The 22,318-nt window shown below is 64.4% G+C and carries 19 protein-coding genes and 2 pseudogenes; 15 read left to right on the forward strand and 6 right to left on the reverse strand.

The window, feature by feature from the left end:
* Window positions 1-85: 85 nt before the first annotated feature.
* Window positions 86-1,129: a response regulator gene (locus JD971_RS10955; RefSeq protein WP_202083368.1), complete on the reverse strand. Its 1,044-nt coding sequence runs from the start codon at window positions 1,127-1,129 to the stop codon at window positions 86-88.
* A 308-nt stretch (window positions 1,130-1,437) separates the two neighbouring features.
* On the opposite strand from JD971_RS10955, the gene JD971_RS10960 reads away from it, so the two are divergent.
* From JD971_RS10960 to JD971_RS11000, 11 genes and pseudogenes are all read left to right on the forward strand, one after another.
* Window positions 1,438-2,889, forward strand: a complete 1,452-nt coding sequence (locus JD971_RS10960; protein ID WP_202083370.1) for a methyl-accepting chemotaxis protein — start codon at window positions 1,438-1,440, stop codon at window positions 2,887-2,889.
* Between the two features lie 21 nt (window positions 2,890-2,910).
* Complete coding sequence (locus JD971_RS10965) at window positions 2,911-3,174, forward strand: STAS domain-containing protein (RefSeq protein WP_202083372.1); 264 nt, start codon at window positions 2,911-2,913, stop codon at window positions 3,172-3,174.
* Window positions 3,171-3,725: an Hpt domain-containing protein gene (locus tag JD971_RS16625; RefSeq protein WP_236672056.1), complete on the forward strand. Its 555-nt coding sequence runs from the start codon at window positions 3,171-3,173 to the stop codon at window positions 3,723-3,725. Before JD971_RS10965 ends, JD971_RS16625 begins: the two co-directional genes overlap by 4 nt.
* Window positions 3,617-5,284 carry a chemotaxis protein CheA gene (locus JD971_RS10970; RefSeq protein ID WP_236672057.1) on the forward strand — a complete coding sequence of 556 codons (1,668 nt, stop codon included), beginning with the start codon at window positions 3,617-3,619 and terminating at the stop codon, window positions 5,282-5,284. Before JD971_RS16625 ends, JD971_RS10970 begins: the two co-directional genes overlap by 109 nt.
* A gap of 2 nt (window positions 5,285-5,286) precedes the next feature.
* Window positions 5,287-5,865, forward strand: a pseudogene (locus JD971_RS10975) (protein-glutamate O-methyltransferase CheR); the annotation flags it as partial.
* Window positions 5,789-6,163 carry a CheR family methyltransferase gene (locus JD971_RS16880; RefSeq protein ID WP_256435312.1) on the forward strand — a complete coding sequence of 125 codons (375 nt, stop codon included), beginning with the start codon at window positions 5,789-5,791 and terminating at the stop codon, window positions 6,161-6,163. The pseudogene JD971_RS10975 and the gene JD971_RS16880, both read left to right, overlap by 77 nt.
* Entirely contained in the window at window positions 6,163-7,194 is a 1,032-nt protein-coding gene (cheB, locus tag JD971_RS10980) for a chemotaxis-specific protein-glutamate methyltransferase CheB (protein WP_202083375.1), read from the forward strand. Before JD971_RS16880 ends, cheB begins: the two co-directional genes overlap by 1 nt.
* Window positions 7,191-7,745, forward strand: a complete 555-nt coding sequence (locus JD971_RS10985) for a chemotaxis protein CheD (RefSeq protein ID WP_236672058.1) — start codon at window positions 7,191-7,193, stop codon at window positions 7,743-7,745. The genes cheB and JD971_RS10985 overlap by 4 nt, the downstream gene beginning before the upstream one ends.
* 20 nt (window positions 7,746-7,765) lie before the next feature.
* Window positions 7,766-8,143 carry a response regulator gene (locus JD971_RS10990; protein ID WP_202083377.1) on the forward strand — a complete coding sequence of 126 codons (378 nt, stop codon included), beginning with the start codon at window positions 7,766-7,768 and terminating at the stop codon, window positions 8,141-8,143.
* 14 nt (window positions 8,144-8,157) lie between these two features.
* Complete coding sequence (locus JD971_RS10995) at window positions 8,158-8,598, forward strand: chemotaxis protein CheW (RefSeq protein ID WP_202083379.1); 441 nt, start codon at window positions 8,158-8,160, stop codon at window positions 8,596-8,598.
* 26 nt (window positions 8,599-8,624) lie between these two features.
* The gene (locus JD971_RS11000) at window positions 8,625-8,891 is read left to right on the forward strand and encodes a hypothetical protein (RefSeq protein ID WP_202083381.1); all 267 of its coding nucleotides are present in this window, start codon (window positions 8,625-8,627) and stop codon (window positions 8,889-8,891) included.
* Window positions 8,892-8,974: 83 nt separating this feature from the next.
* On the opposite strand, the pseudogene JD971_RS11005 reads toward JD971_RS11000, so the two are convergent.
* A pseudogene (locus JD971_RS11005) lies at window positions 8,975-13,655 on the reverse strand (NAD-glutamate dehydrogenase domain-containing protein).
* 227 nt (window positions 13,656-13,882) lie between these two features.
* Entirely contained in the window at window positions 13,883-14,743 is an 861-nt protein-coding gene (gene panC / locus JD971_RS11010) for a pantoate--beta-alanine ligase (RefSeq protein WP_202083384.1), read from the reverse strand.
* Between the two features lie 51 nt (window positions 14,744-14,794).
* On the opposite strand from panC, the gene JD971_RS11015 reads away from it, so the two are divergent.
* The 4 genes from JD971_RS11015 (at window position 14,795) to JD971_RS11030 (ending at window position 20,263) form a co-directional block, all read left to right on the forward strand.
* Window positions 14,795-15,685: a division plane positioning ATPase MipZ gene (locus tag JD971_RS11015; RefSeq protein ID WP_202083386.1), complete on the forward strand. Its 891-nt coding sequence runs from the start codon at window positions 14,795-14,797 to the stop codon at window positions 15,683-15,685.
* Entirely contained in the window at window positions 15,682-15,969 is a 288-nt protein-coding gene (locus JD971_RS11020) for a molecular chaperone DnaJ (RefSeq protein ID WP_202083388.1), read from the forward strand. The genes JD971_RS11015 and JD971_RS11020 overlap by 4 nt, the downstream gene beginning before the upstream one ends.
* A gap of 119 nt (window positions 15,970-16,088) precedes the next feature.
* The gene (pgmG, locus tag JD971_RS11025) at window positions 16,089-17,501 is read left to right on the forward strand and encodes a phosphoglucomutase/phosphomannomutase PgmG (protein WP_202083390.1); all 1,413 of its coding nucleotides are present in this window, start codon (window positions 16,089-16,091) and stop codon (window positions 17,499-17,501) included.
* Window positions 17,502-17,821: 320 nt separating this feature from the next.
* A complete protein-coding gene (locus tag JD971_RS11030; RefSeq protein WP_202083392.1) occupies window positions 17,822-20,263 on the forward strand; it encodes a ligase-associated DNA damage response DEXH box helicase in 2,442 nt (813 codons plus the stop codon).
* Between the two features lie 55 nt (window positions 20,264-20,318).
* On the opposite strand, the gene JD971_RS11035 is transcribed toward JD971_RS11030, so the two are convergent.
* The 3 genes from JD971_RS11035 to JD971_RS11045 all read right to left on the reverse strand — a co-directional run bounded on the left by JD971_RS11035 (window position 20,319) and on the right by JD971_RS11045 (window position 22,265).
* Complete coding sequence (locus tag JD971_RS11035; RefSeq protein WP_202083394.1) at window positions 20,319-20,771, reverse strand: biopolymer transporter ExbD; 453 nt, start codon at window positions 20,769-20,771, stop codon at window positions 20,319-20,321.
* A gap of 12 nt (window positions 20,772-20,783) precedes the next feature.
* Complete coding sequence (locus JD971_RS11040) at window positions 20,784-21,311, reverse strand: biopolymer transporter ExbD (protein ID WP_202083396.1); 528 nt, start codon at window positions 21,309-21,311, stop codon at window positions 20,784-20,786.
* Window positions 21,312-21,449: 138 nt separating this feature from the next.
* Complete coding sequence (locus JD971_RS11045; protein WP_202083398.1) at window positions 21,450-22,265, reverse strand: MotA/TolQ/ExbB proton channel family protein; 816 nt, start codon at window positions 22,263-22,265, stop codon at window positions 21,450-21,452.
* Window positions 22,266-22,318 lie beyond the last annotated feature (53 nt).

Genomic DNA, 22,318 nt, shown 5'->3' on the forward strand with positions numbered 1-22,318 from the left:
CCGCGCATGATGCTCCCGGCATGGCGAGCATCAAGCGCGGACGTCGTCACTGTGCGCAAGAAGGTTTCCGGCGTCGTCGGCCGTGTCAGGCCGCCTTGGCCTTCTCCTTCGTCTTCGCGAGGATCCAGTTGCCCACCTCGGCAGCCGTGACCGATTCGGCCGCGACGCCGAGTTCGTCGAGCGCGGGCTTCCGGCTCTCGCCGCCGGTTTCCACGCAATCCTGCACGAACACGTCGGCGCCGCTCTTCGACAGCGCCTGAAGCCCGCGGGCGCCATCCTTGCTCGTTCCCGAAAGCAGGCCCGCCAGAACCGGTGTCCCCGCCCGTGCGAAGCTTGCGAAAAGCATGTCGGCAGAGGGCCGCGCCCCGCCGATCGGTTCTTTCTCGACCAGCTTCAGCAGCGGGGCGAAATCGTTTTCGAACACGACATGCTTGTGCTTTGCATAGACGAGATAGACCGTTCCGGGCACCATCATGGTTTCATCGCCCGCCGTTTCGATCTTGCACGCGACGCTTGGCCGGAGGGGGTCGATCATGCGGTCGATAAAGGATTCGTCCGCATCGATGAGGACCACGGTTTCCGGACAATTGGCAGGGTAGCCGGCGATCGTTTCGCGAATGACCTCGATACTTTCCGTGGCGCCGGCAAGAACGACAATGCGCCCGTCCGGTAGGTAATCAGCCAGGGCGACGGAGGCCCCGCCCTGCGGTGCTCCGCGATTTTTAAGGTCGGTATTGGCCGCTTCGTTCACGATCGCGCCGAGCTTGGCGACGGTTGCATTGAACTGTTCCGGGGTGGTGTGAAGCGGTTTGGGAAAACAGCCCACCGCGCCGAGCTCCAGCGCCTTTTGCGCGGTGCCCGTGCCATCCTGCGTCACGCTGGACAGCATGATGACCGGAATAGGGTCGGTTTCCATCAGCTCGGCCAGAAATTCCATCCCGCTCATGCCGGGCATTTCGACATCGAGGGTGAGAACATTGGGCTTCAGGGTCGGGATGAGCTTGCGCGCTTCCTCCGCGCTGCGCGCATCGCCGACGACTTCGACGCCCTTGGCCTGTTCGAGGATGTCGCGAAACAATGCGCGCATCGCGGTGGAATCATCGACGATCAAAACGCGGGCCGTACTCATGGCGCTAATCCTTTGCATGGTCTGGACGGAAAAACCGTTCTGAACGGCTGTCCTTTCGCCATCCTATGGCGTGCGCACTCACAAACCTCGCCTTACCGCACCCTAGGGAATGGACCTTAACCGGACATAGCGAGTCCGTCAGCACCACGGCGCATAAGAAGGGGCAGGGAGACAGAAGCGGTCGCGTCGAGCCTATGGATTTATCCGTAGGACATACGACACGCGATCGGTCCACTTTCGGATGTAGTTGGCCGTAAATGGTGAGGGATTCGCCGTCGCTACAATCGATATTTATGAAAGTTACTGACATGCTTGACTGGTTTGAGAAATCAGCTCCCATTCGCAAGAAATTCGATACGCTGATCACAATATTCGCGACTCTTTCGATTCTCGAAATTATCGTCGTCTTTCTGGGACGGATGGACGTGATCGGGGCCAGCCTCGAAGAGGGCGTGATCGTATCGAGCGCGCTTCTCACCATGACGACCATTTATCTGGCGAAACGGCGCGTGTGCGATCCCTATGTCGATACGGTGGAGCGTATGGAAGGGCTCGCGGCGGGTGATACCCAGTCGCGCATCGGCTACGAAGACTATACCGATTGCGTCGGACGCATGAACAAGGCGATGACCACGTTCCGCGACAACGCGGAAGAGGTCCGCCGGGCGCAGAAAAGCTCCGAGCAGGTCGTTCAGGATTTTTCCACGGCTCTCAACCGCCTCGCCGACGGCGATCTTACCGTGCGCATCGAGCAGACGGGGCACAGCGAATATGCCGCCCTGCACGACGCGTTCAACCGCTCCGTCTCCGGCCTGTCCGACATGATTCAGCAGGTGCATGCCTCGGCCAGCGGGGTGAATACCGGCGCCAATGAAATCCGCGCCGCGTCCGACGATCTCGCGATCCGCAACGAACAGCAGGCCGCGAGCCTGGAGGAAACCGCCGCCGCGATGAGCCAGGTGACCGATCTGGTCAAGAAAGCCGCCGAAAACGCCGCCGATGCGCAGACCGCCATGTCGCAAACGCATCAGCAGGCCACCAATGGCGGCGAAGTGGTCGAGAAGGCCGTGTCCGCGATGGCCGCGATCGAAAAATCGGCCAATGAAATCACGCAGATCATCGACGTCATCGACGGCATCGCGTTTCAGACCAATCTGCTCGCGCTCAACGCAGGGGTCGAAGCGGCCCGGGCGGGCGACGCGGGCAAGGGCTTTGCCGTGGTCGCCAACGAGGTCCGCGCACTTGCGCAGCGCAGCGCCGATGCCGCGCGCGACATCAAGGAGCTGATCAACGCCAGTTCCAAGCAGGTCGGCGCCGGCGTGCAGCTGGTCGGCGAAACCGGCGGACTGCTCTCGCAGATCGTCACCGGGGTCGACGACGTCCACACGCAGGTCAACAATATCGCCCAGATGGCCGCATCGCAGGCCTCGCGCCTCGAACAGGTCAATGGCTCGGTGGCCGACATGGATCGCATGACCCAGCAGAACGCCGCCATGGTTGAGCAATCGACCGCAGCAGCCCGCAGCCTTGCCGAAGAGGCGAACGAGCTGGGCGAGCTGGTCAAGCAATTCCGTACCGGCGCCACCAGGCCGGGTGCGACGCGCGCAAAGACCGCTGCGAAGCGGGTGCCGGCCGCCGCCAACGCCGCGCCCGCGATCAAGCGGGTCGTCAGCGCCGCACCGGCACGCGCCGTCCCCCGTGTCGAGGGCAACCTGGCCGTTGCGGAATCCTATGACGATCAGGACTGGAGCGAGTTCTAACTCGCGAGGAAGGAAAAGCAGATGTCAGTGATTGAATTGCCAGCCCTGTGCGACCGGGATGCGGCCATCGCGATATGTCCCGAACTGCGCGAAGCGGCGGGGGAGCGCGCTGTTCGCGTGGACGCATCCGCGGTCGAGCGCATCGGCATCGCAATGCTCCAGTTGCTGGTGTCTGCCGCGCATACGGCAGGGGGGGTCGCCATCGTCGACCCGTCCGACCAGTTTGAAGAGGCGCTGCGCATTGCGGGCCTCGCATCGAAATTCAATCGCGGGGAAACAGCGTGAACAGCGAAGACATTCAGAACATCTTCTTCGTCGAGTGCGAGGAATCGCTCGAAGCGGTAGAAGCTGGGCTGGAGGCGTGCCGGGACGGGACGCACGATGGCGAAACCATCAATGCGATCTTTCGCGCGGTCCATTCGATCAAGGGTGGCGCGGGTGCGTTCGGATATGGCCCGCTGCAGGCGTTCACCCATGTCTTCGAAACCCTGCTCGCCGACGTTCGTGAGGGCACGGTTGCGGTAACCGACGATCTGACGGGGCTCCTGCTGCTGTCGCTCGATTGCGTGCGCGATCACGTCGAGACTGCGCGCTTTGGCGGAACTGCGCCGGACGATGCGGCCTTGATGGCGCAGTTGAACGAGGCGCATGAAAAGGCCGGTGCCGGCGAGGCGACCGGCGAAAACGCCGCCGCTCCCGCCGAGGCGCCGGCGTCCCCCCGGCGCCCGTGGACGACGATCTGGATGCGATGCTCGACGATCTGCTCGGCCCGGCAGCGCCCGCCACGCCGAAGGAGCCCTGGCTGTTCCACATGCGCGCGCACGGCGGCGCGATGACGAATGGCAGCGAACCGCTCTACTGGCTGCGCGAATTGCAGGAAATGGGCGGCGAATGCGTGGTTTGCGACAGCGCGAACGTCCCGCCGCTCGACGATTTCGACGTGCAGCATGGTTATCTGGGCTGGAGCTTCGCGATGCCCGCTTCGGTCAGCCGGGAGCAGGTGAGCGAAATCTTCGACTTCGTCGGCGACGATTGCGCGATCGCGTTCGGGGCGGAGGAAGGCATTCCCCCGATGCACCCCGACGCGGTGGAGCAGGCAGCGACGGCAAGCGTCGAAACCGCGGCCGGTCCGGTGCCGGCGCAAGGCGACGATGCCGGAAACGAAGCAAAGGACGCGCGCCCCGATGCCGCACAGGCCGCCTCCCGTTCGCCCAAACCGCAATCGATCCGCGTCGATCTCGCGAAGCTGGACAAGATGAACGACGGGGTCGGCGAACTGGTCATCGCGCAGGCCATGCTGGCGCAGCGGCTCGCCGATGAAAACCTGATGCACATCGAGGAACTGGCCGTGCTCGACGCGCTCGTCCGCGATGTGCAGGAACATGCGATGGCGTTCCGCGCACAGCCGATCAGCGCGGTCTTCAGCCGCGTGCCCCGCCTGCTGCGCGAACTCGCGTCGAGCACGGGAAAACATGTCAACCTGGAGGTGACGGGCGAAACGACCGAGCTCGACAAGACGGTCGTCGACCGGTTGAGCGAGCCGCTTACCCATCTCATCCGCAATGCCGTCGACCACGGTATCGAATCCACCGAACGGCGCAAGGCCGCGGGCAAGGATCCCGAAGGCACGCTGACCCTCTCGGCCGAACAGAAATCGGGCCGGGTCGTCATCCGCATCGCCGACGACGGCGCCGGGATCGACCGCGAACGCGTCTTTGCAAAGGCGGTCGCCAATGGCCTGATCTCGCCCGATGCGGATCTGCCCGACGAGGAAATCGACCACCTGATCTTCGCGCCCGGCTTCTCCACGGCGGAGCAGGTATCGAATATTTCCGGTCGCGGCGTGGGCATGGATGTGGTGCGCCAGAACGTGAAGGAACTGGGCGGGCGCATCACCATCGAATCGCGCCCCGGCAAGGGCACCGCCTTCGTGCTTGCCCTGCCGCTGACGCTGGCGATTTCGGACGGCATGGTGGTGCAGGTCGGCGGGCAGTCGCTGGTCCTGCCGCTCGCGCATGTGGTCGAAAGCCTGCGCCCGCTCGCCTCCGACCTCAAGGGCATGGGCACGAGCCGGCAGCTCATCAACATTCGCGGCAGCTTCGTGCCGATCGTCCGGCTCGATCATCTGGCGGGCGAGGAACTCGCCATCGACGATCCTTGCAAGGGCGTACTCGTCATCGTCGATACGGAGCGGTGCGGACAGGCGGCGCTGCTCGTCGATTCCATCACCGATCAGCGTCAGTTCGTGATCAAGAATCTCGACACCCATTTCCGCGCCGTCGAAAGCGTGGCGGGTGCGACGATCCTAGGCAATGGACGGGTCGCGCTGATCATCGATGTCGACAATCTGGTGCAGAGCGAAAACGCCCATCCCACCCTCCAGGCGGCTGCGTGACGATGGGCGTTTCCGCCGCCGTGGCCGACACGCGCTCGCTCGTGCCCGGGGTCAGCCCGCAAATCTACTCGTCCGCCGATTTCGAGGCGATCGCCCGGCTGCTGCGCGACGAGGCGGGGATCGTCCTGTCCGACAACAAGAAGATGCTGGCCTATTCGCGGATCGCGCCGCTGCTTCGCGAAACGCATTGCGAAACGTTCGACACCTATCTGCGCAAGGTCGGCGAGGATGCCGCCTTGCGCACGCGCACGGTCGCCGCCCTCACGACGAACCACACCTATTTCAATCGCGAATCCCATCATTACGAGCATTTTGCCAAGGTCGTGCGCCCGCACCTCCTTCAGCTGGCGGAGGCGCGGCAACCCGTACGCCTGTGGTCGGCGGCCTGTTCGAGCGGCGAGGAAATCTGGACGCTGATGATGGTTCTTCTGGGGGAGGACAAGGCGGCGGGCCGGCACATCGCGGATCGCGATATCGTGGCGCTCGCCACCGATCTCGCCGACCATGCGCTCAAAGCGGCGGCAGAGGCGCGCTACGAAAGCAAGGCGATGGAGGCCGTTCCCGAAGCCCTTCGCCGGAACTGGTGCACGAACGGGGGCAAGGAGACGCAGGTTGACGCCGCGTTACGGAACATGGTCCGGTTTCGCCGGCTCCAACCTGTTGCGAGCCTGGCCATTCAAGACGCTGTTCGACGTGATATTCTGTCGCAACGTCATGATCTATTTCGATCAGCCGACGAAGGAGCAGCTCGTTCTGCGCCTCGCGCAGCAACTCCAACCGGGGGCCTATCTCTATATCGGTCATTCGGAACGCGTGTCGGGAGAGGCAGCCGACATGCTCGAACTGGTGGGGCCGACCGTCTACCGGCGCCGTGACTGATGACGATTCGCATCCTCATTGTCGAGAATTCCAGCGTCGTGCAACGGCGGCTGGCCGCGCGCCTGTCGCCGCATGACGACCTCGAAATCGTGGATTACGCCCGCGATGCGCAGGAGGGGCGCGCCATGATCAAGGCGCTCGACCCCGATGTCGTCGTTATGGATACGAAGCTGCCCGGTCTCGATGGGCTGTCCTTTCTCGAAAAGATCATGACGCTGCGCCCCACGCCGGTTGTAATGATCGCCGACATGGCCACGCCGGGCGACCCGGTCGCGGCCCGCGCCAGACAGCTGGGTGCGGTGGGGTGTTGCGCGCGCGACATGGCGCCGCTCGGACCGTTCGGCGGGCGCGATGATCCGCTCGTGTCACTGGTGCGTCAGGCGGCGCGAACCGGGCGGGCTGGTCTGGCGGCATCGGCGCGGGCCGTGCCGGTCCGCACGCGGCCGCCCGGCTTGCCCGAATTGATCGCGATTGGATCGTCGACCGGCGGGGTGGAGGCGTTGCGGGAGCTGCTGGTCGATTTTCCGCGCATGTGCCCGCCGACCGTCATCGTGCAGCATGTCAAGGCGCGCTTTGCCGGCGACATCGTCGATGCGCTCGATGCGCTCGCGCCGCCGCGGGTCGTGCTCGCGCAGACCGATACCGTGCTGAAGCCGGGGCATGTCTATCTCGCGCCGGGCAATGACCGGCACCTGCGCATTTCCTCGACACAGCGCGGTATCATCAGCCTGCTGCGCCCCGGTCCGCCCGTTTCGGGCCACCGGCCGAGCGTTGACGTGATGTTCGCATCCGTCGCGCAGAACATGGGCGCGCGGGCGATCGGCGTACTCCTGACCGGCATGGGGCAGGATGGGGCAAAAGGCCTGTACCAGATGGCGCAGGCCGGCGCCTGGACCGTGGCGCAGGACGAGGAAAGCTGCGTCGTGTTCGGCATGCCGAAGGCGGCGATCGAGATGGGTGGGGCGTGCGCGGTAAGGCCGCTGCCCCGGATCGCCGAGCATATTTTTACAAGCGAAGGAGCTTGCCTGTGAAACACGCCGCTATTCCGGAGGTCGCCGAACGGGTGCGCGTCACCATCCTGCAGGGCGAGGCCAAGGCCAGTGACGATCCGAATGTGGAATTCAGCACGGTTCTGGGAAGCTGCGTGGCGACATGCATGTTCGATCCCGTCGCGCGAATCGGCGGCATGAATCACTTCCTCCTCGCCGAACCGCCATCCTATGCCGACCGGACGACCTTCGACGATCATTATGGGCTCTTCCTCATGGAATTGCTCGTGAACGAAATGTTCAGCCTCGGCGCGGTCAAGGCGCGGATGAAGGCGCGGCTGTATGGCGGTGCCAATCTGCGCGAGGGGATGGCCGCGATCGGGTCGGTCAACGCCGCCTTTGCGCGCAAATTCCTCAGGGACGAGGGAATCGAGATGGTTCACGAGGACATGGAAGGGCGCAACGCGCGCCGCGTCCATTTCCTTCCCGCCAGCGGACAGGTGCGTTGCCGCACCACGGTAAACACCGCGGCACCTACGCAACAACCACTAGCGCCCCGGAAAGCCGGCAGTGGCGATGTGACATTATTTTGAGGGGCGAGGGAGCACACGCCATGAAGCAAGCGACACGAATACTGACCGTGGATGACAGTCCGAGCATGCGAGCCCTGCTTCGCAATGCCCTGACCACCAATGGTTTCGAGGTGGAACAGGCCGAAGACGGACAGGAGGCGCTCGACTGGCTTGCTTCCAATGAGGTCGATGTGGTGCTGACCGATATCAACATGCCGCGCCTCGACGGGTTCGGGCTGATCGAACGGCTGCGCAGCAGTGCGCGCCATTCGAACCGGCCCATCCTGGTGCTGAGCACGGAAAGCTCGGACGAGAAGAAGCGCCGGGCCCGCGATGCCGGGGCGACCGGCTGGATCGTGAAACCTTTCGATGCGGAAAAACTGACCAATGCGGTCCGGCGCGTGACCCATTCGGCCTGAACGAGGACCAGACAATGCCTTATGAACTCATAACTTTTCAGGTGTCCGGACAGCTGTTCGGGATCGACATCATGGCGGTGCGCGAAATCCGGGCCTGGTCGCCCGTGACCCGCCTCCCGCATGTGCCGAAATACGTGGCCGGGGTGGTCAACCTGCGCGGTGCGGTGCTGCCCGTGCTCGACCTTTCGGTGCGGCTCGGCTGGGATGCGATGGAGGCGACGCCCCGCAATCCGATCATCGTGGCCGAACACGAAGGGCAGTCGCGCGGTCTCATCGTGCATGGGGTGAACGATATCGTCTCGATCGACGAGGATACCATACAACAGCCCGACGCCGCCGCGCAGGACGGCATCTCCCACTTCCTCAAGGGGGTCGCCCCGATGGAGGAGGACATGGTCATGGTGCTCGACCTGCAGAAGCTGATGATGGACGAAGAAATGGACATCGCGGCATGATCCACGCCCGTTTGACGCGGTAGTTGGTGACAGGCGTGGTCGAGGCATTGAACGTGATATCGCGCGACATAGAGGCGCTCGGCGCGTTGCTATGCGCCGATGCGGACATTGCCGCCCGCCATGCCCACAGCCTGCAGGACGTGGACCGCATCGCGCAGGTCGCACGGCAGCTCGCCACCGTGCTCGATGCCGAACATCCCTCCGATGCGGTGGAACTCATCGGCATCGACGCGCTGCGCCATCAATTGCAGGAAGCGGCGGAGATGGAGCCGGTTCGCGTCGCCTGCCAGTAAAGAACCCGTCCGGACCACGATCGGGGCCGTGCCTTTCACCCAAGGCACGGCCCCTTTCGTTTCAGGCCTTAACGCGTCAGGCCTTAACGCGAGAGCAGGTTCCGCGCCTGACTCGCGATCTGCGCCAGCATGGCGGGCGTCACCGGCGTGCTGGCCTGCGCACGGCCGACCATCGCGCGGAACTGCCGGATCGCGCTTTCATGCTCGTCCGCCCATTGTTGCACGGCGTCGGCCGGCGCGCGCTGCGCTGCTTCGCCGCGGGCGAGGGCGCGCAGGAAATCGAGGCGCATCTGTTGAAAATCGCGGGCGAGCCCCGCCACCAGCAGCCTTTCCCAAGGGTCGGACGGGTTCATGATCGCCGCGGTCCCCTGGGCCCAGTCCAGCCGCAGCCGTGCGCCCAGATCGGTGAACGAATGCGTCACCCGGCGCGGATCCATGCCCACCGCGGCGGCGAGATCGGCAATGCCGACCGCCCCGTCGAGGTCGAAGACATGCGATACGATCCGCGCATATTCGTCGGGAGCGCCCGCCGCGGCGAAACTCTCGCGCAGTTTCACCGAATGATCGCGTGCCTCGCTGCCCAGCAATTCTTCGGTATCGCTCGAGATCGCGGCGACGGGTTCGCGCAGCCGGGCGTAGAGTTGCGACGGTTCGATCCGGCCCCCGCCAATGCGAAGCAGATCGGCCATGTGGCTGCGGATGCCCAGCGCGAGCCGGTCATGCATCAAGAGCCGCGCATCTTCCGACATGTCCGCATGTTCGAGCCGGTCCCATACCGGCGAAAGGTCGAACAGCCATTCGGCCATGACGAAGGCCGCCACGACCTGCGACAATTCGGCGCCTTCCTCCTCCGCAAGCTCGAACGGGTGCACGAGACCGAGCCGGTTGACGACGCGATTGGCGAGTTTCGTCGCGATGATTTCGCGGCGCAGCCGGTGCCCTTCGATGAATTCGCGGTATTCTTCCCGCATCGGCGCGGGAAACGCGGATAGCAGCATGTCGACCAGCGCAGGATCGTCGGGCAGGGCGCTGTTCTCCGCCGCGTCCTGCAACACCAGCTTGGAACTGGACAGCAGCACGGCGAGCTCCGGACGGGTCAGGCCCATTCCCTCGCTCGCCCGGCGGGCCAGCGTTTCCGATTCGGCAAGTCCCTCGGTCCTGCGGTCGAGATCGCCGCTATCTTCGAGCATCTCGATCAGCCGCATGTGCGAGGCCGCGCTCTGCGCGCCGCCGCGCGACGCAACGGAGAGGGCGAGCGCCTGCAGGCGGTTGTCCTCCAGCACGAGCTGGGCGACCTCGTCGGTCATGTCTTCCAGCAGCCGGTTGCGCTCCTCCTCCGACAAGGCCCCGGCGCGGCGGGCGGCGGCCAGCGCGATCTTGATATTCACCTCGTTGTCGGAACAGTCGACGCCCGCCGAATTGTCGATGAAATCGGTATTGATCCGCCCACCGTTCAACGCGAATTCGATGCGCCCGGCCTGCGTGATGCCGAGGTTCGCGCCTTCGCCGATGACTTTCACGCGCAGGTTTTCGCCATCCACGCGCAGGGCATCGTTGACCGTGTCGCCGACCTGGACGTTGTTTTCCTTCGACGATTTGACATAGGTGCCGATGCCCCCGAACCAGAGCAGATCGGCCGGTGCGCGCAAAATCGCGGAAATCAGGGCTTCGGGTTCGATCTCCTCGGCCTCGATGCCGAGCGCGGCGCGCGCTTCGGGGGACAGGGGCACGCGCTTCATCGTGCGGGCGAACACGCCGCCGCCCTCCGAAATCAGCGCCTTGTCATAATCGTCCCAGCTCGAATGGCGGAGCGCGAAAAGGCGATTGCGCTCGTCCCAGCTTTGCGCCGGATCGGGATCGGGGTCGATGAAGATGTGGCGGTGGTCGAACGCGGCGACCAGCTTGATCGCTTTGGACAGGAGCATGCCATTGCCGAACACGTCGCCCGACATGTCGCCGCAGCCGACCACGCGGACCGTATCGCTCTGCACGTCGATACCCATCTCGCGGAAATGCCGCTGCACCGAAATCCATGCGCCGCGCGCGGTGATCCCCATCGCCTTGTGGTCGTAACCGTTGGACCCACCGCTCGCGAAGGCATCGTCGAGCCAGAAATCCCGGCTCTCCGCGATGCCATTGGCCACGTCGGAGAAGCGCGCCGTCCCCTTGTCCGCGGCGACCACGAAATAGGGATCCTCGCCGTCGTGGATGACGACGTCCTGCGGATGCACCACCGTGTCATCGACGATATTGTCGGTGATCGACAGCAGCGTGCGGATGAACACCTCGTAACTGGCCTGCCCCTCGGCGGCCCAGGCGGCGCGGTCGCGCGCGGGATCGGGCAATTGCTTGGGATAGAAACCGCCCTTCGCACCCGTCGGCACGATCACGGCGTTCTTCACCCGCTGTGCCTTCATCAGGCCGAGCACCTCGGTCCGGAAATCGTCGCGCCGGTCGGACCAGCGCAACCCGCCGCGCGCGATCGGCCCGGCGCGCAGGTGAATGCCCTCCACCCGGCGGGAATAGACGAAGATTTCGCGCCATGGCACCGGCTTGGGAAGGCCGGGCACCAGGCTGGAATCGAGCTTGAACGCCAGCGCCTCCTTCGCCGCCGGGGCGAACGCATTGGTGCGCAGGATCGCCTCGATCACCGAAAGATAGCGGCGCAGCAGCCGGTCGTCATTGATCGCCATCACGTTGACCAGCGCGACCCGGATGGTTTCGCGTGCCTCGTCGGCGGCAGCATCGCGGTCGCCGGCAAAGGCGGGGATCGTGGCGCGCGCGGAAAAGGTCGATCAGCGCGCGGGCAATGTCGGGCGAATGGCCGAGCGCGTCGACCACGGTATAGATGGTGAAGCTCGCGCCCGCCTGCCGCAAATAGCGATAGAAGGCGCGCATCCACTCGGCCTCTTCGGCCTGCAGCGCGGCGGACACGACCAGCCCGTTGAACACGTCGTTTTCCGCCGCGTGGTTCAGCACCGCGGTGATCGCGCCCTCGATCATGTCGGCGCGGTTCAGCAGCGGTGCGGCATCGTCGCCCGATGGCAGGGCGAGCGTGAAATCGTGGATCGTGCCGAGTCGCCCTTCCTCCAGCATGGTCGGCACCTCGCCCAGCACGCGGAAGCCGAAATTCTCCAGCGCCGGCACCGCGTCGGACAGCGGCAGATTGCCTTCATGCTGATAGATTTTGAGGCGCAGCCGTTCGGGCGCATCGGTATCGAGCCGGTACAGCCGCGCATCGCGCGTCGCGGTGCCGCCCGAAATCACTTCCAGCTCGCCCGCGGCGAGCCGGCGGATGCGGCGAATGTCGAGCGCGGCCTCCGCTGCGCCATATTCGGCGCGGTAGCCATTGGGAAACGCATCGGCAAAGCGCGCGGCAATCGCGGCGGCGCGGCCCGGCTCCTCGTCCTTGGCAAGCTCGGCCTCCACCGCGTCGGGCCAGCCACGCAGCATCGCCTGCAGCTTGTCGTCGAGCGCGGTTTCATCGGGCACCGTCTGCGCATCGCGAATGTCGAGGACGAAGCGCATCATCGCGAGCACGCCGCCTTCGACCTGCAGGCTCCAGTCGAGGATTTCGGCCCCCGTCGCCTCGCTCAAAAGGGTCTGGATCCGCTGGCGCGCGCTTGTCGAGATCATGTCGCGCGGCAACCACACGAACGCGAACAGATGGCGCGCAAGTGGCGCCTCCACCAAGGTCAGTTTCGGACGCGGCCGGTCGGTCAGGCTCGTCATCGTGGTCGCGACGCGTTCAATGTCGCTGTCCGAAAATCCGATGACCAGATCGTGCGGCAATTTCGTCAGTGCATTGAGCAGCGATTTTCCCGTGTGGCCGCCGGGGTCGAAGCCCAGCTTGTCCATGAGCTTGGCAAGTTGCCGGCGCATGCGGGGGACGCGGTCGGGCGGGGTGTTCATCGCCGCGCTGGTCCAGATGCCGGCATGGATCGACAAGGCCACGACGGTGCCATCCTCCATCACCGGCACGATGAAGAGGTCGAGCGGAACCCGCCGATGGACGAGCGAAATACGGTTCGCCTTCACCACCAGCGGCGCCCGCCCGCGCCCGCCGTGCGTTTCCCGATCGAACCAGTCGAACGCCGCGTCATAGGACGCATCGGCGAGGATCTTCCTCGTGCTGCGGCGGCAGATGCCCATCGTCTGCGCCTCGGTCCCGTCGCGGCGGCGGGTGATATGGCCAAGATGCGTCATCATCCCGTCGTTCAGCCAGCGCAGCAGGGCGGCGCCTTCCTCGTCCGCGATGCTGTCCGCATCCTCGGACAGCAAGGCGCGCATCTCGGCCCAGTCGTTCACGGCGGCGCGCACGTCGCCCACGGTGACCGCGACGGCCTGCTCGAGTGCGCGGCGCTGCTTTGCATCCACGCGCGAGGTTTCGATGTAGATCATCGATTCGCTCGCGGTATCGGGCGCCGCATCCTCCGCAGGGCCGGCGCCGACCTCGTGCAACATGCCGTCGCCGTCGCGCCGCACCGGCACGACCGGATGGATGAGCCGGTCGATGACAAGCCCCTGCTCCGCAATGGCCAGCGCCAGCGAATCGACGAGGAACGGCATGTCGTCATTGATGATCGCAATGCGGATGAAACGGCGCCCCTCGCTCGCCGAGGCCAGCCCGATTGCCGGACCGTCCTTGCGGCACGCCGCCGTCTCCAGCAGGAATTGGGCCACGTCGGACAATTCGTCATCGGACAGCGGCGTATCGCCAGAGAGCAGCGATTGCCGGATATGGGTCGTGATCGCCGCGATCATGCCGGGGTCCGCCGACGCGTGCGTCCCGTCCGCGCGGTTGTCCACGCCATGGTCGGTGCCGACGGTTTCATCCTGATCATTCGAACCCATTATCGTCTCCGTTCCGGCCTTCCAAAGGCCCGTTATTTTATTACACGGGTGCGCAGCGATCGTTCCCGCATTTGCCCGGTCCATAGCAATCTGGCCACGCGGCGAAAGGACCAATCGGGCGCGGCGCAGGCCCGGACCTATTGCACCGGCATATTGTCGATCAGCCGCGTGCCGCCAATCCGCGCCGCGACGAACAGGCGGATATGCGGGCCGGGCGCATGGGCGAGCGCGAGCGTATCGGCGTCGCGCATTTCGGCATAGTCGATGGTGTCAAAGCCCGCGCCGCGCAATGTGGCCCGCAATGTCGCGAGCGCCGCATCCGCCGGCGTGCCTTGCGCCATATCGGCAATGGCGGCGCGCATGGCGGCGGGCAGGGCGGCCGCATCGCTGCGCTGCGTTGGCGAGAGATAGCGATTGCGCGAGCTGAGCGCGAGGCCGTCTGCCTCCCGCACGATGGCAACGCCGTGAATGGCATCGACATGGGGATGGCACAGGTCGAGATCGCGGGCCATGCGGCGAATGACGGCGAGTTGTTGCCAGTCCTTTTCCCCGAACAGGGCGAGATCGGGCCGGACCTGGTTGAACAGCTTCAGCACCACGGTCGCCACGCCGTCGAAATGGCCGGGCCGGTCCGCACCGCAAAGCCCGGCGCTCACCCCGTCGACCGACACGTTCGTCGCATATCCATCGGGGTAGATTTCACCGGCATCGGGCGCCCACAACACATCGACGCCCGCATCGCGAAGCATGTCGGCATCGCGTTGCAGCGTGCGGGGATAGGCGTCGAGATCCTCGTTCGCGCCGAATTGACGCGGGTTCACGAAAATGGACACGGCAGTCAGATCGGCGCGCCGTTTCGCCTCCTTTACCAAGGTCAGGTGCCCTTCGTGCAGCGCGCCCATCGTGGGCACGAGCGCAAGGCTGGACCCCGCGCCGGCGTTTTCGCGCAACTCCGCGATGGCGCGGCGCAGTGGATTGAGCGCATGGATGGTTTGCACGGGTCGAAAGCCTTCCGTAAGGAACGATATATGCGGTCGCAGGACCGTTTCATGCGATACCTACGCCCCGCCCGCCGCACCGGCAAGCAGGGTGGGAAGAACGAACCACAACAGCAATCGAGCGAGAGCGACCCAGTGAACCAGCCGCATCGTATTGTCTTCGCGAACGAGAAGGGCGGGACCGGCAAATCCACCACCGCCGTCCATATCGCGGTGGCCCTCGCCTATCAGGGGGCAAAGGTCGCCGCCATCGACCTCGACCCGCGGCAGCGCACCTTCTATCGCTATTTCGAGAACCGCGTCGGCACCGAACAAAGGCGCGACATCGCGCTCCCCGGTGCGGCGGTCGCGGTGTTCGACGGCCCCTCGATCGAGGATCTCGACGCGTTGAGCGAGGAGATCGGGGGGGGCTGCGATTTTCTCATCTTCGACACGCCGGGCAAGGACGACCCCTATGCCCGCCATGTCGCGACCAAGGCGGATACGCTGGTGACGCCGCTCAACGACAGCTTCGTCGATTTCGACCTCATCGGGCAGGTCGATTCCGAAACGTTCAAGGTGAAGCGCCTGTCCTTCTATGCAGAGCTGATCTGGGACGCGCGCAAGAAGCGGGGGTTGAGCACGCTTCACGATGGGAAGAAGGAAATGGACTGGGTCGTGGTCCGCAACCGGACCCAGCATATCGAGGCGCGCAACATGCGCCGCATCAACGAGGCGCTCGCCGAATTGTCGAAGCGCGTCGGTTTCCGGACCACGCCGGGCCTTTCGGAACGCGTGATCTATCGCGAATTGTTCCCGAGCGGTCTGACCCTCCTTGACAAGGGGCATCTCGGCGATCTTGCGACCAGCCATCTCGTCGCGCGGCAGGAACTGCGCGGGCTGCTCAAGGGGCTCAACCTGCCGGAGGTCGGCGCCCGCGTCGATGCGGCGATGGCCGGATGATGAAATTCGTCGTCATTGCGATTGCGCTGGCGGTGATCTGCCGGATGCTGTTCCGCGCATGGCCGTGGGAATTGTGGCGCAGGAGCGAACGCTCGCAGCAACGGGCGCAGGCGCGCAGCTTGCTCGGCGTTTCGCGTTCGGCCACGCGGGAGGAAATCGTCGCGGCGCATCGGCGTTTGATGTACGATGCGCATCCCGATCGCGGCGGCACGGCGGGCAAGGTTCACGAAATTGACGCGGCCCGCGATTTATTGTTGGAACATAAGGGCGGCGAAACGCGCTGACCGGCATAACAAGGCCGCGCAGCATTTCGTGTCGCAGGGGCGCAGAGGTTGCTTGCCATTCGGGCAGTTTTCGAAACCGTGGAATCCGGACCGGATTTCGCTCCTGTTGAAAGGTTATTATGGCTCATACATTCGATTCCACCGTCCTTCGCGAATACGACATTCGCGGCATCATCGGCGAGACGCTCGGTCCCGACGATGCACGCGCTATCGGACGGGGCTTTGCCACGCTGCTGCGCCAGGCGGGGGGACGCAAGGTCGCGGTCGGTTATGACGGTCGGGTCAGTTCCCCGACGCTGGAGCATGCATTGTGCGAGGGATTGACGGCGAGCGGCTGCGACGTGGTGCGCGTCGGCATGGGGCCGACGCCGATGCTGTATTATGCCGAGGCGTCATCCGAAGATGTTGATGGCGGCATTCAGATAACTGGCAGCCACAATCCCGCCAATTACAATGGCTTCAAGATGGTATTTCAGGGCCTACCGTTTTTCGGGTCCGATATCGTCAAGCTCGGCGAGCTGGCTCTCAATGGAGACTGGATCGATGGCTCCGGCACGACCGAGACCCGGGACATCATGGACGAGTATATCGAACGCCTCCTCGAACCCATCCGGCAACTCCCCGCCGTCTGCCAGGATCGGCTGGCCTCCCTTCGGGTCGCGTGGGACGCCGGGAACGGCGCGGCGGGCCCCGCGCTCGAACTGCTCACGGCCAAGCTCCCCGGGGAGCACTTCCTTTTGTTTACCGACGTTGATGGCAATTTCCCCAATCATCATCCAGATCCTACCGAGGAGAAGAACCTTGCCGATCTGAAGGCGATTGTCGCCGACAAGAACCTCGATTTCGGACTTGCTTTCGACGGTGACGGCGACAGGATCGGCGCGATCGACGGCGAGGGGCGGGTCATCTGGGGTGACCAGCTGCTCATGATCTATGCCGAGGATCTCCTGAAGCTCGTCCCCAACTCCACCATTATAGCCGATGTGAAGGCCAGCCGGGCGCTCTTCGACCTGGTTTCCGAAAAAGGTGGCACGCCGGTCATGTGGAAGACGGGCCATTCGCTGATTAAGTCCAAAATGAAGGAAACTGGCGCGCCGCTCGCCGGAGAGATGAGCGGGCACGTGTTTTTCAAGCATGAATATTACGGCTTCGACGATGCGCTCTACGCGGGGATTCGCCTGCTCACGGCGAGCGCGCGGCTCGACCGGTCCGTCACGGCCATGCGCGGCGCGATGCCGGACATGATCAACACGCCCGAAATGCGCTTTCAGGTCGACGAAAGCCGCAAGTTCGCCGTCATCGACGAGGTGAAGGCCCGGCTCGCCGACAGCCCCGACGATGTGAACGACACCGATGGCGTGCGCGTGACCAATGACGATGGCTGGTGGCTGTTGCGGGCGTCCAATACGCAGGACGTTCTCGTCGCGCGTGCGGAGAGCGAGAGCGAGGCGGGGCTGGAGCGGCTGATGGCGCAGATCGACGGGCAGCTTGCGCAAAGCGGCCTCGAACGCGGCGAGCAGGCCGGCCACTGATAAGGGCGATTCGCGGCACGCTATACGTATCGTGTCGCGAATTTCCGCTTACGTCATCTAAAATATGAGCGGTGCCCCGCGCTAAGGCATTGATTTATCGTACTTTGGCTTTAGTTGCAAAAATTACAAACCCTCTTGTTTATTTTGCGGTTGCGAAGATGGGTGCTGCGGTGCACAAAGAATGAGCCTTTTAGGCATCCTCTCCCAAACTTCATGGCCCGGCCGGTTTCGAACCGCCGGGCCTTTTTTTCGTCCGATTCCATCGGGCTGCGATCAGATTCGCCGAACCCATCCAGCGGGTTCGTGCGTTGGGAGAATGCATGGCGGTTCCCGAACAGATTGCGCGCTGGTTCGACAGCCGGGGATGGCGCATCCGCCGGCATCAACATGACATGCTCGAGGTGGACGATGCAAGCCAGCACGCGTTGCTGACCGCCGACACGGGCGCGGGAAAGACGCTCGCCGGCTTCCTGCCCACCCTGGCGGCATTCAGCACGGACCGCCTCGACGGGCGCGCCCCGCCGGAGGGCCTGCATACGCTCTATATCTCGCCGCTCAAGGCGCTGGCGACCGATGTGGGCCGCAATCTTGTCGCCCCGATAGAGGAGATGGGCCTGCCGATCGCGGTCGAAACACGCAGCGGTGACACGCCGTCGAACCGCAAGCAGCGTCAGCGGCGCAAACCGCCGCACGTGTTGCTGACCACGCCGGAATCGCTGTCGCTGCTGATATCCTACCCCGATGCGGCCGCGCTTTTCGCAGGCGTGAAGCGGGTGGTCATCGACGAAATTCACGCCTTCGCCACCGGCAAGCGGGGCGATCTTCTGGCGCTCGCCCTGTCGCGGCTGGAGGCGCTGGCCCCGGACATGCGGCGGATCGGCCTGTCCGCGACGGTCGCCTCGCCCGATGCGTATCGCGAATGGCTTGCGCCGTGGGGCGATATCGACGCGGTTCGCCATGTCATCGGCGAACCCGGCGCACCGCCCGACGTGGAGATCATGCTCCCGGTTGAGGAGCGCGTGCCGTGGGGCGGGCATGCCGCAACCTGGGCGATACCGCAGATCTACGAGGAGATACGCCGCAATCGCACGACGCTGATCTTCACCAATACGCGCTTTCTGGCCGAATATATCTTCCAGAAATTGTGGAGCGTGAACGAGGATACGCTGTCCATCGGGGTGCACCACGGCTCGCTTTCGGTGGAGGCGCGGCGCAAGGTCGAGGGGGCGATGGCGCGCGGCGAGTTGCGCGCGCTGGTTGCGACGGCGAGCCTCGATCTCGGCGTCGACTGGGGCGACATCGATTGCGTGTTGCAGATGGGCGCGCCCAAGGGCTCGTCACGCCTGCTGCAGCGGATCGGCCGGGCCAACCACCGCCTCGATCAACGCAGCCGCGCCATCCTCGTGCCCGGCAACCGTTTCGAGTTCCTCGAGGCGCAGGCCGCGCTCGACGCGGTGGACGAGGGGCAGCGCGACGGCGAGGATTTCCGTCCGGGCGGGCTCGACGTGCTGGCGCAGCATGTGATGGCCTGCGCATGTGCCGGCCCGTTTCAGGAAGATGCGCTGCTGCGCGAGATACGGTCCTCGCTTGCCTATGCCTGGGTCGAAGATGCGGTGTGGCAGCGTGTTCTGTCGTTCGTCGGGAACGGCGGCTATGCGCTGCGGGCCTATGACCGCTTTCAACGCATCACGCGGGAGAAGGACGGCTGGTGGCGGCTGACCCATCCGGACCAGGCGGCGCGCCATCGGCTGAATGCCGGGATCATTCTCGACGGCGAAATGATGACGGTGCGTTTTCGCAACGGCCGCGCGCTCGGCAAGGTGGAGGAACGCTTTGCCGCGACGCTTTCGCCCAAGGATACGTTTCAATTCGCCGGCATGGATCTGGAGGTCGAGGCGGTCAAGGAATCGGAGGTGATCGTCCGCGCTGCGAAGAAATCGGCCATGATCCCGAGCTATGGCGGGGCGCGCATGCCGCTCACCACCCATCTCGCCGACCGGGTGCGGGCGATGTTGATCGACCGGCCGGGCTGGGCACGCTTTCCCGACGATGTGCGCGAATGGCTGGAGGTACAGGACTGGCGCTCGCACCTGCCCGGCCCCGGCGAGCTGCTGGTCGAGAGTTTTCCCCACGGGGGCCGCGAATATAGCGTGTTCTATACGTTCGAAGGCTGGAACGCGAACCAGTCGCTCGGCATGCTGATCACGCGGCGGATGGAGGATCGCGGCCTGTCGCCGCTGGGCTTTGTCGCGAATGATTATTCGCTGGCGGTGTGGGGGCTGAAACCCGTTCGCGAACCGGCTGCGCTTCTGTCGCCGGATATCCTTGCGCATGAATTCGTCGAATGGGTCCAGAATTCGCATCTCCTGCGCCGCGCGTTTCGCGAGGTGGCCGTGATTTCCGGTCTCGTGGAACGGCAACAGCCGGGAAAGCGCAAGACCGGGCGCCAGGTCACCTTCTCCACCGATCTGATCTATGACGTGCTGCGAAAATACGAACCGGATCATGTGCTGATCGAGGCGGCATGGGCCGATGCCCGCACGCGCATGACCGACGTGGGCCGGGTCGGCGACCTGCTCGACCGCGCGGCGGGGCAGCTTGTGCACGTGGAACTCGACCGCGTCAGCCCGATGGCAGTGCCGGTGATGGTGGGCATCGGGCGCGAACGCACGCCGACCGGTTCGGCGGACGATGACCTTCTGGTGGAGGCGGAATCGCTCGCGTCCGCTGCCATGACGCCGGGGGAACGGCGGGAACGCTGACAAAAAAAGGGCGGACCGAATGGCCCGCCCTCTGCATCCAATAATATCTGGCGCATTACACGCCGGGCTGGACACCGCCCTTGCCGAAATCGCGATATTGTTCGTTGCCGACAAAACCGAATTTCGTCGCGCCCGATGCCTTGATGATTTCAAGCACATTGGCGGACAGTTCGTAGCGCGCGAATTCCTCGGGCTGGAACTGCAGCTCGGGCTCCACCGGCAGGGCCAGCGATTCATTGAGCAGCGAGACGAGCTGGTTGTCAGAAACCTGTTCGCCGTTCCACAGAATCACGTCGTCCTGAGTCAGCACGACCTTGTTTTTCACCGGGTTGACCGGCGGGTTGGATGGATTGTCGCTCGGCGCGGGGAGGTCGATATTCACCGCATGCGTCGCGACCGGAATGGTGATGATGAACATGATGAGGAGAACGAGCATGACGTCGATCAACGGCGTCGTGTTCATTTCCATCATCGGCGAACCATCGTCGGAACCACCTGACATTGCCATGGTATCGTCTCCTTAGGGTTCGACTGGGTTCGAAATGAACCCGACAGTGGGATAGCCTGCGGCCTGGATCTGATAGATCGCGCCGGCCACGCATTTCCACGGTGCGTCGACGTCACCGCGAATGTGGACCTGGGGGATCTTGTCCGGGTCGTTGGCAATCGCTTCGGGCCCGCCTTCGCGTTCGATGATTGCGTCGAGGCGATTGAACGCCTGCTCCTGCAATTCATCCGAGCTGACCGGCACGATATTGTTGAAATACACGCGGCACTGGCCGTCGCGCGATGCACCGGTATAGCCGGATTCACCCGGGCTGCGGCCGGTAGAATCCGTGGAGGTCACCGACAGGAGAAGGTTTTCCACCTTGTCCTGCGATTCCTCGGACACCAGCACCGGTATCTCCAGATTTTCGATCGTCTGGATCGCGACGGGAACCGCGATCAGGAAGATGATCAAGAGCACCAGCATCACGTCGACGAGAGGCGTGGTGTTGATGTCGGACATCGGGGCGCCTTCGCCGCCGGATCCCGCAGAAATCGCCATTATCTCATCCTATCTCGTACTTGTTCGCTCCCTGTTCGGGAACATGCCGCCTGTCGTGTCGCGCATGGCGAGGGCGACAGGAGAATTGGCCCCGAGGGGCAGACCGGCGGCACCGATCACGGCGCCGCCGGGTAACGCTTACTTCTTGACCGTGGTGGTGGTCGTGGTCGTGCCGGTCGCGGGCGCGGTCGCCGGCTTCTTGGTGGTCGCACCGGCCGCGGTCGTCGCGGTCTTCGTCGAAGCGGTCGCGATCGCGGGCTTCACATTGCCGCCCGAGGTGATGTTGGCGAGCACGTCGGTCGAGAAGCCGTTCAGCTGCTCGGCGATGCGCTTGTTGCGCGACTGCAGGTAGTTGTAGGCGAGCACGGCCGGAACGGCGACGAGCAGACCCAGCGCGGTCATGATCAGAGCTTCACCAACGGGACCGGCGACCTTGTCGATCGAGGCCGAACCGGCGATGCCGATGTTGATCAGCGCGCGGTAGATGCCGACCACCGTGCCGAACAGACCGATGAACGGTGCGGTCGCGCCGACGGTGGCGAGGAAGGGCAGGCCGCCGGCGAGGCGGGCGTTGACCATCGCTTCCGAACGGGCGAGCGAGCCGTGCAGCCAGTCGTGCGCTTCGAGGCTGTCGGTCATCTTGGTGTGCTGTTCCTGCGCGGCGATGCCGTCATCGACGAGCTGACGATAGGCGGTGTTCTTGCCGAGCTTGCCGGCACCTTCGCGCAGCGAGGGCGCGCGCCAGAAGGACGTGCGTACTTCGCGGCCCTGCTTCAGGATCTTGTTCTGTTCGAACCATTTCGTGAACAGGATGTAGAACGAACCGAAGGACATCACGCCGAGAATGGCGACGGTGGCGTAGGCGATGAAACCGCCCTGCTCGAGCGCTTCGGCAAAACCGAACTTGTTCTGCGGAGCGGCTTCGCCGGCCGCGGCAAGGATTTCGATGAGCATTGGGTTAATTCCTTATGATCGAATATTTGATGAGTCAGAATGGCCGGGCGGAT

Source organism: Croceicoccus sp. YJ47, assembly GCF_016745095.1.
Taxonomy (GTDB): Bacteria; Pseudomonadota; Alphaproteobacteria; order Sphingomonadales; family Sphingomonadaceae; genus Croceicoccus.

What these genes read in the sequence shown, in the direction of transcription:
- JD971_RS10960 (WP_202083370.1), top strand. Translation starts at nt 1,438, where the DNA reads ATGCTTGACTGGTTTGAGAAATCAGCTCCCATTCGCAAGAAATTCGAT.
- pgmG (WP_202083390.1), top strand. Translation starts at nt 16,089, where the DNA reads ATGGCTCATACATTCGATTCCACCGTCCTTCGCGAATACGACATTCGC.
- JD971_RS10990 (WP_202083377.1), top strand. Translation starts at nt 7,766, where the DNA reads ATGAAGCAAGCGACACGAATACTGACCGTGGATGACAGTCCGAGCATG.
- JD971_RS11015 (WP_202083386.1), top strand. Translation starts at nt 14,795, where the DNA reads ATGCGATACCTACGCCCCGCCCGCCGCACCGGCAAGCAGGGTGGGAAG.
- JD971_RS11020 (WP_202083388.1), top strand. Translation starts at nt 15,682, where the DNA reads ATGATGAAATTCGTCGTCATTGCGATTGCGCTGGCGGTGATCTGCCGG.
- JD971_RS10995 (WP_202083379.1), top strand. Translation starts at nt 8,158, where the DNA reads ATGCCTTATGAACTCATAACTTTTCAGGTGTCCGGACAGCTGTTCGGG.
- JD971_RS10955 (WP_202083368.1), bottom strand. Translation starts at nt 1,129, where the DNA reads ATGAGTACGGCCCGCGTTTTGATCGTCGATGATTCCACCGCGATGCGC.
- JD971_RS10965 (WP_202083372.1), top strand. Translation starts at nt 2,911, where the DNA reads ATGTCAGTGATTGAATTGCCAGCCCTGTGCGACCGGGATGCGGCCATC.
- JD971_RS11040 (WP_202083396.1), bottom strand. Translation starts at nt 21,311, where the DNA reads ATGGCGATTTCTGCGGGATCCGGCGGCGAAGGCGCCCCGATGTCCGAC.
- JD971_RS11035 (WP_202083394.1), bottom strand. Translation starts at nt 20,771, where the DNA reads ATGGCAATGTCAGGTGGTTCCGACGATGGTTCGCCGATGATGGAAATG.
- cheB (WP_202083375.1), top strand. Translation starts at nt 6,163, where the DNA reads ATGACGATTCGCATCCTCATTGTCGAGAATTCCAGCGTCGTGCAACGG.
- JD971_RS11045 (WP_202083398.1), bottom strand. Translation starts at nt 22,265, where the DNA reads ATGCTCATCGAAATCCTTGCCGCGGCCGGCGAAGCCGCTCCGCAGAAC.
- JD971_RS16880 (WP_256435312.1), top strand. Translation starts at nt 5,789, where the DNA reads ATGCGCTCAAAGCGGCGGCAGAGGCGCGCTACGAAAGCAAGGCGATGG.
- JD971_RS11030 (WP_202083392.1), top strand. Translation starts at nt 17,822, where the DNA reads ATGGCGGTTCCCGAACAGATTGCGCGCTGGTTCGACAGCCGGGGATGG.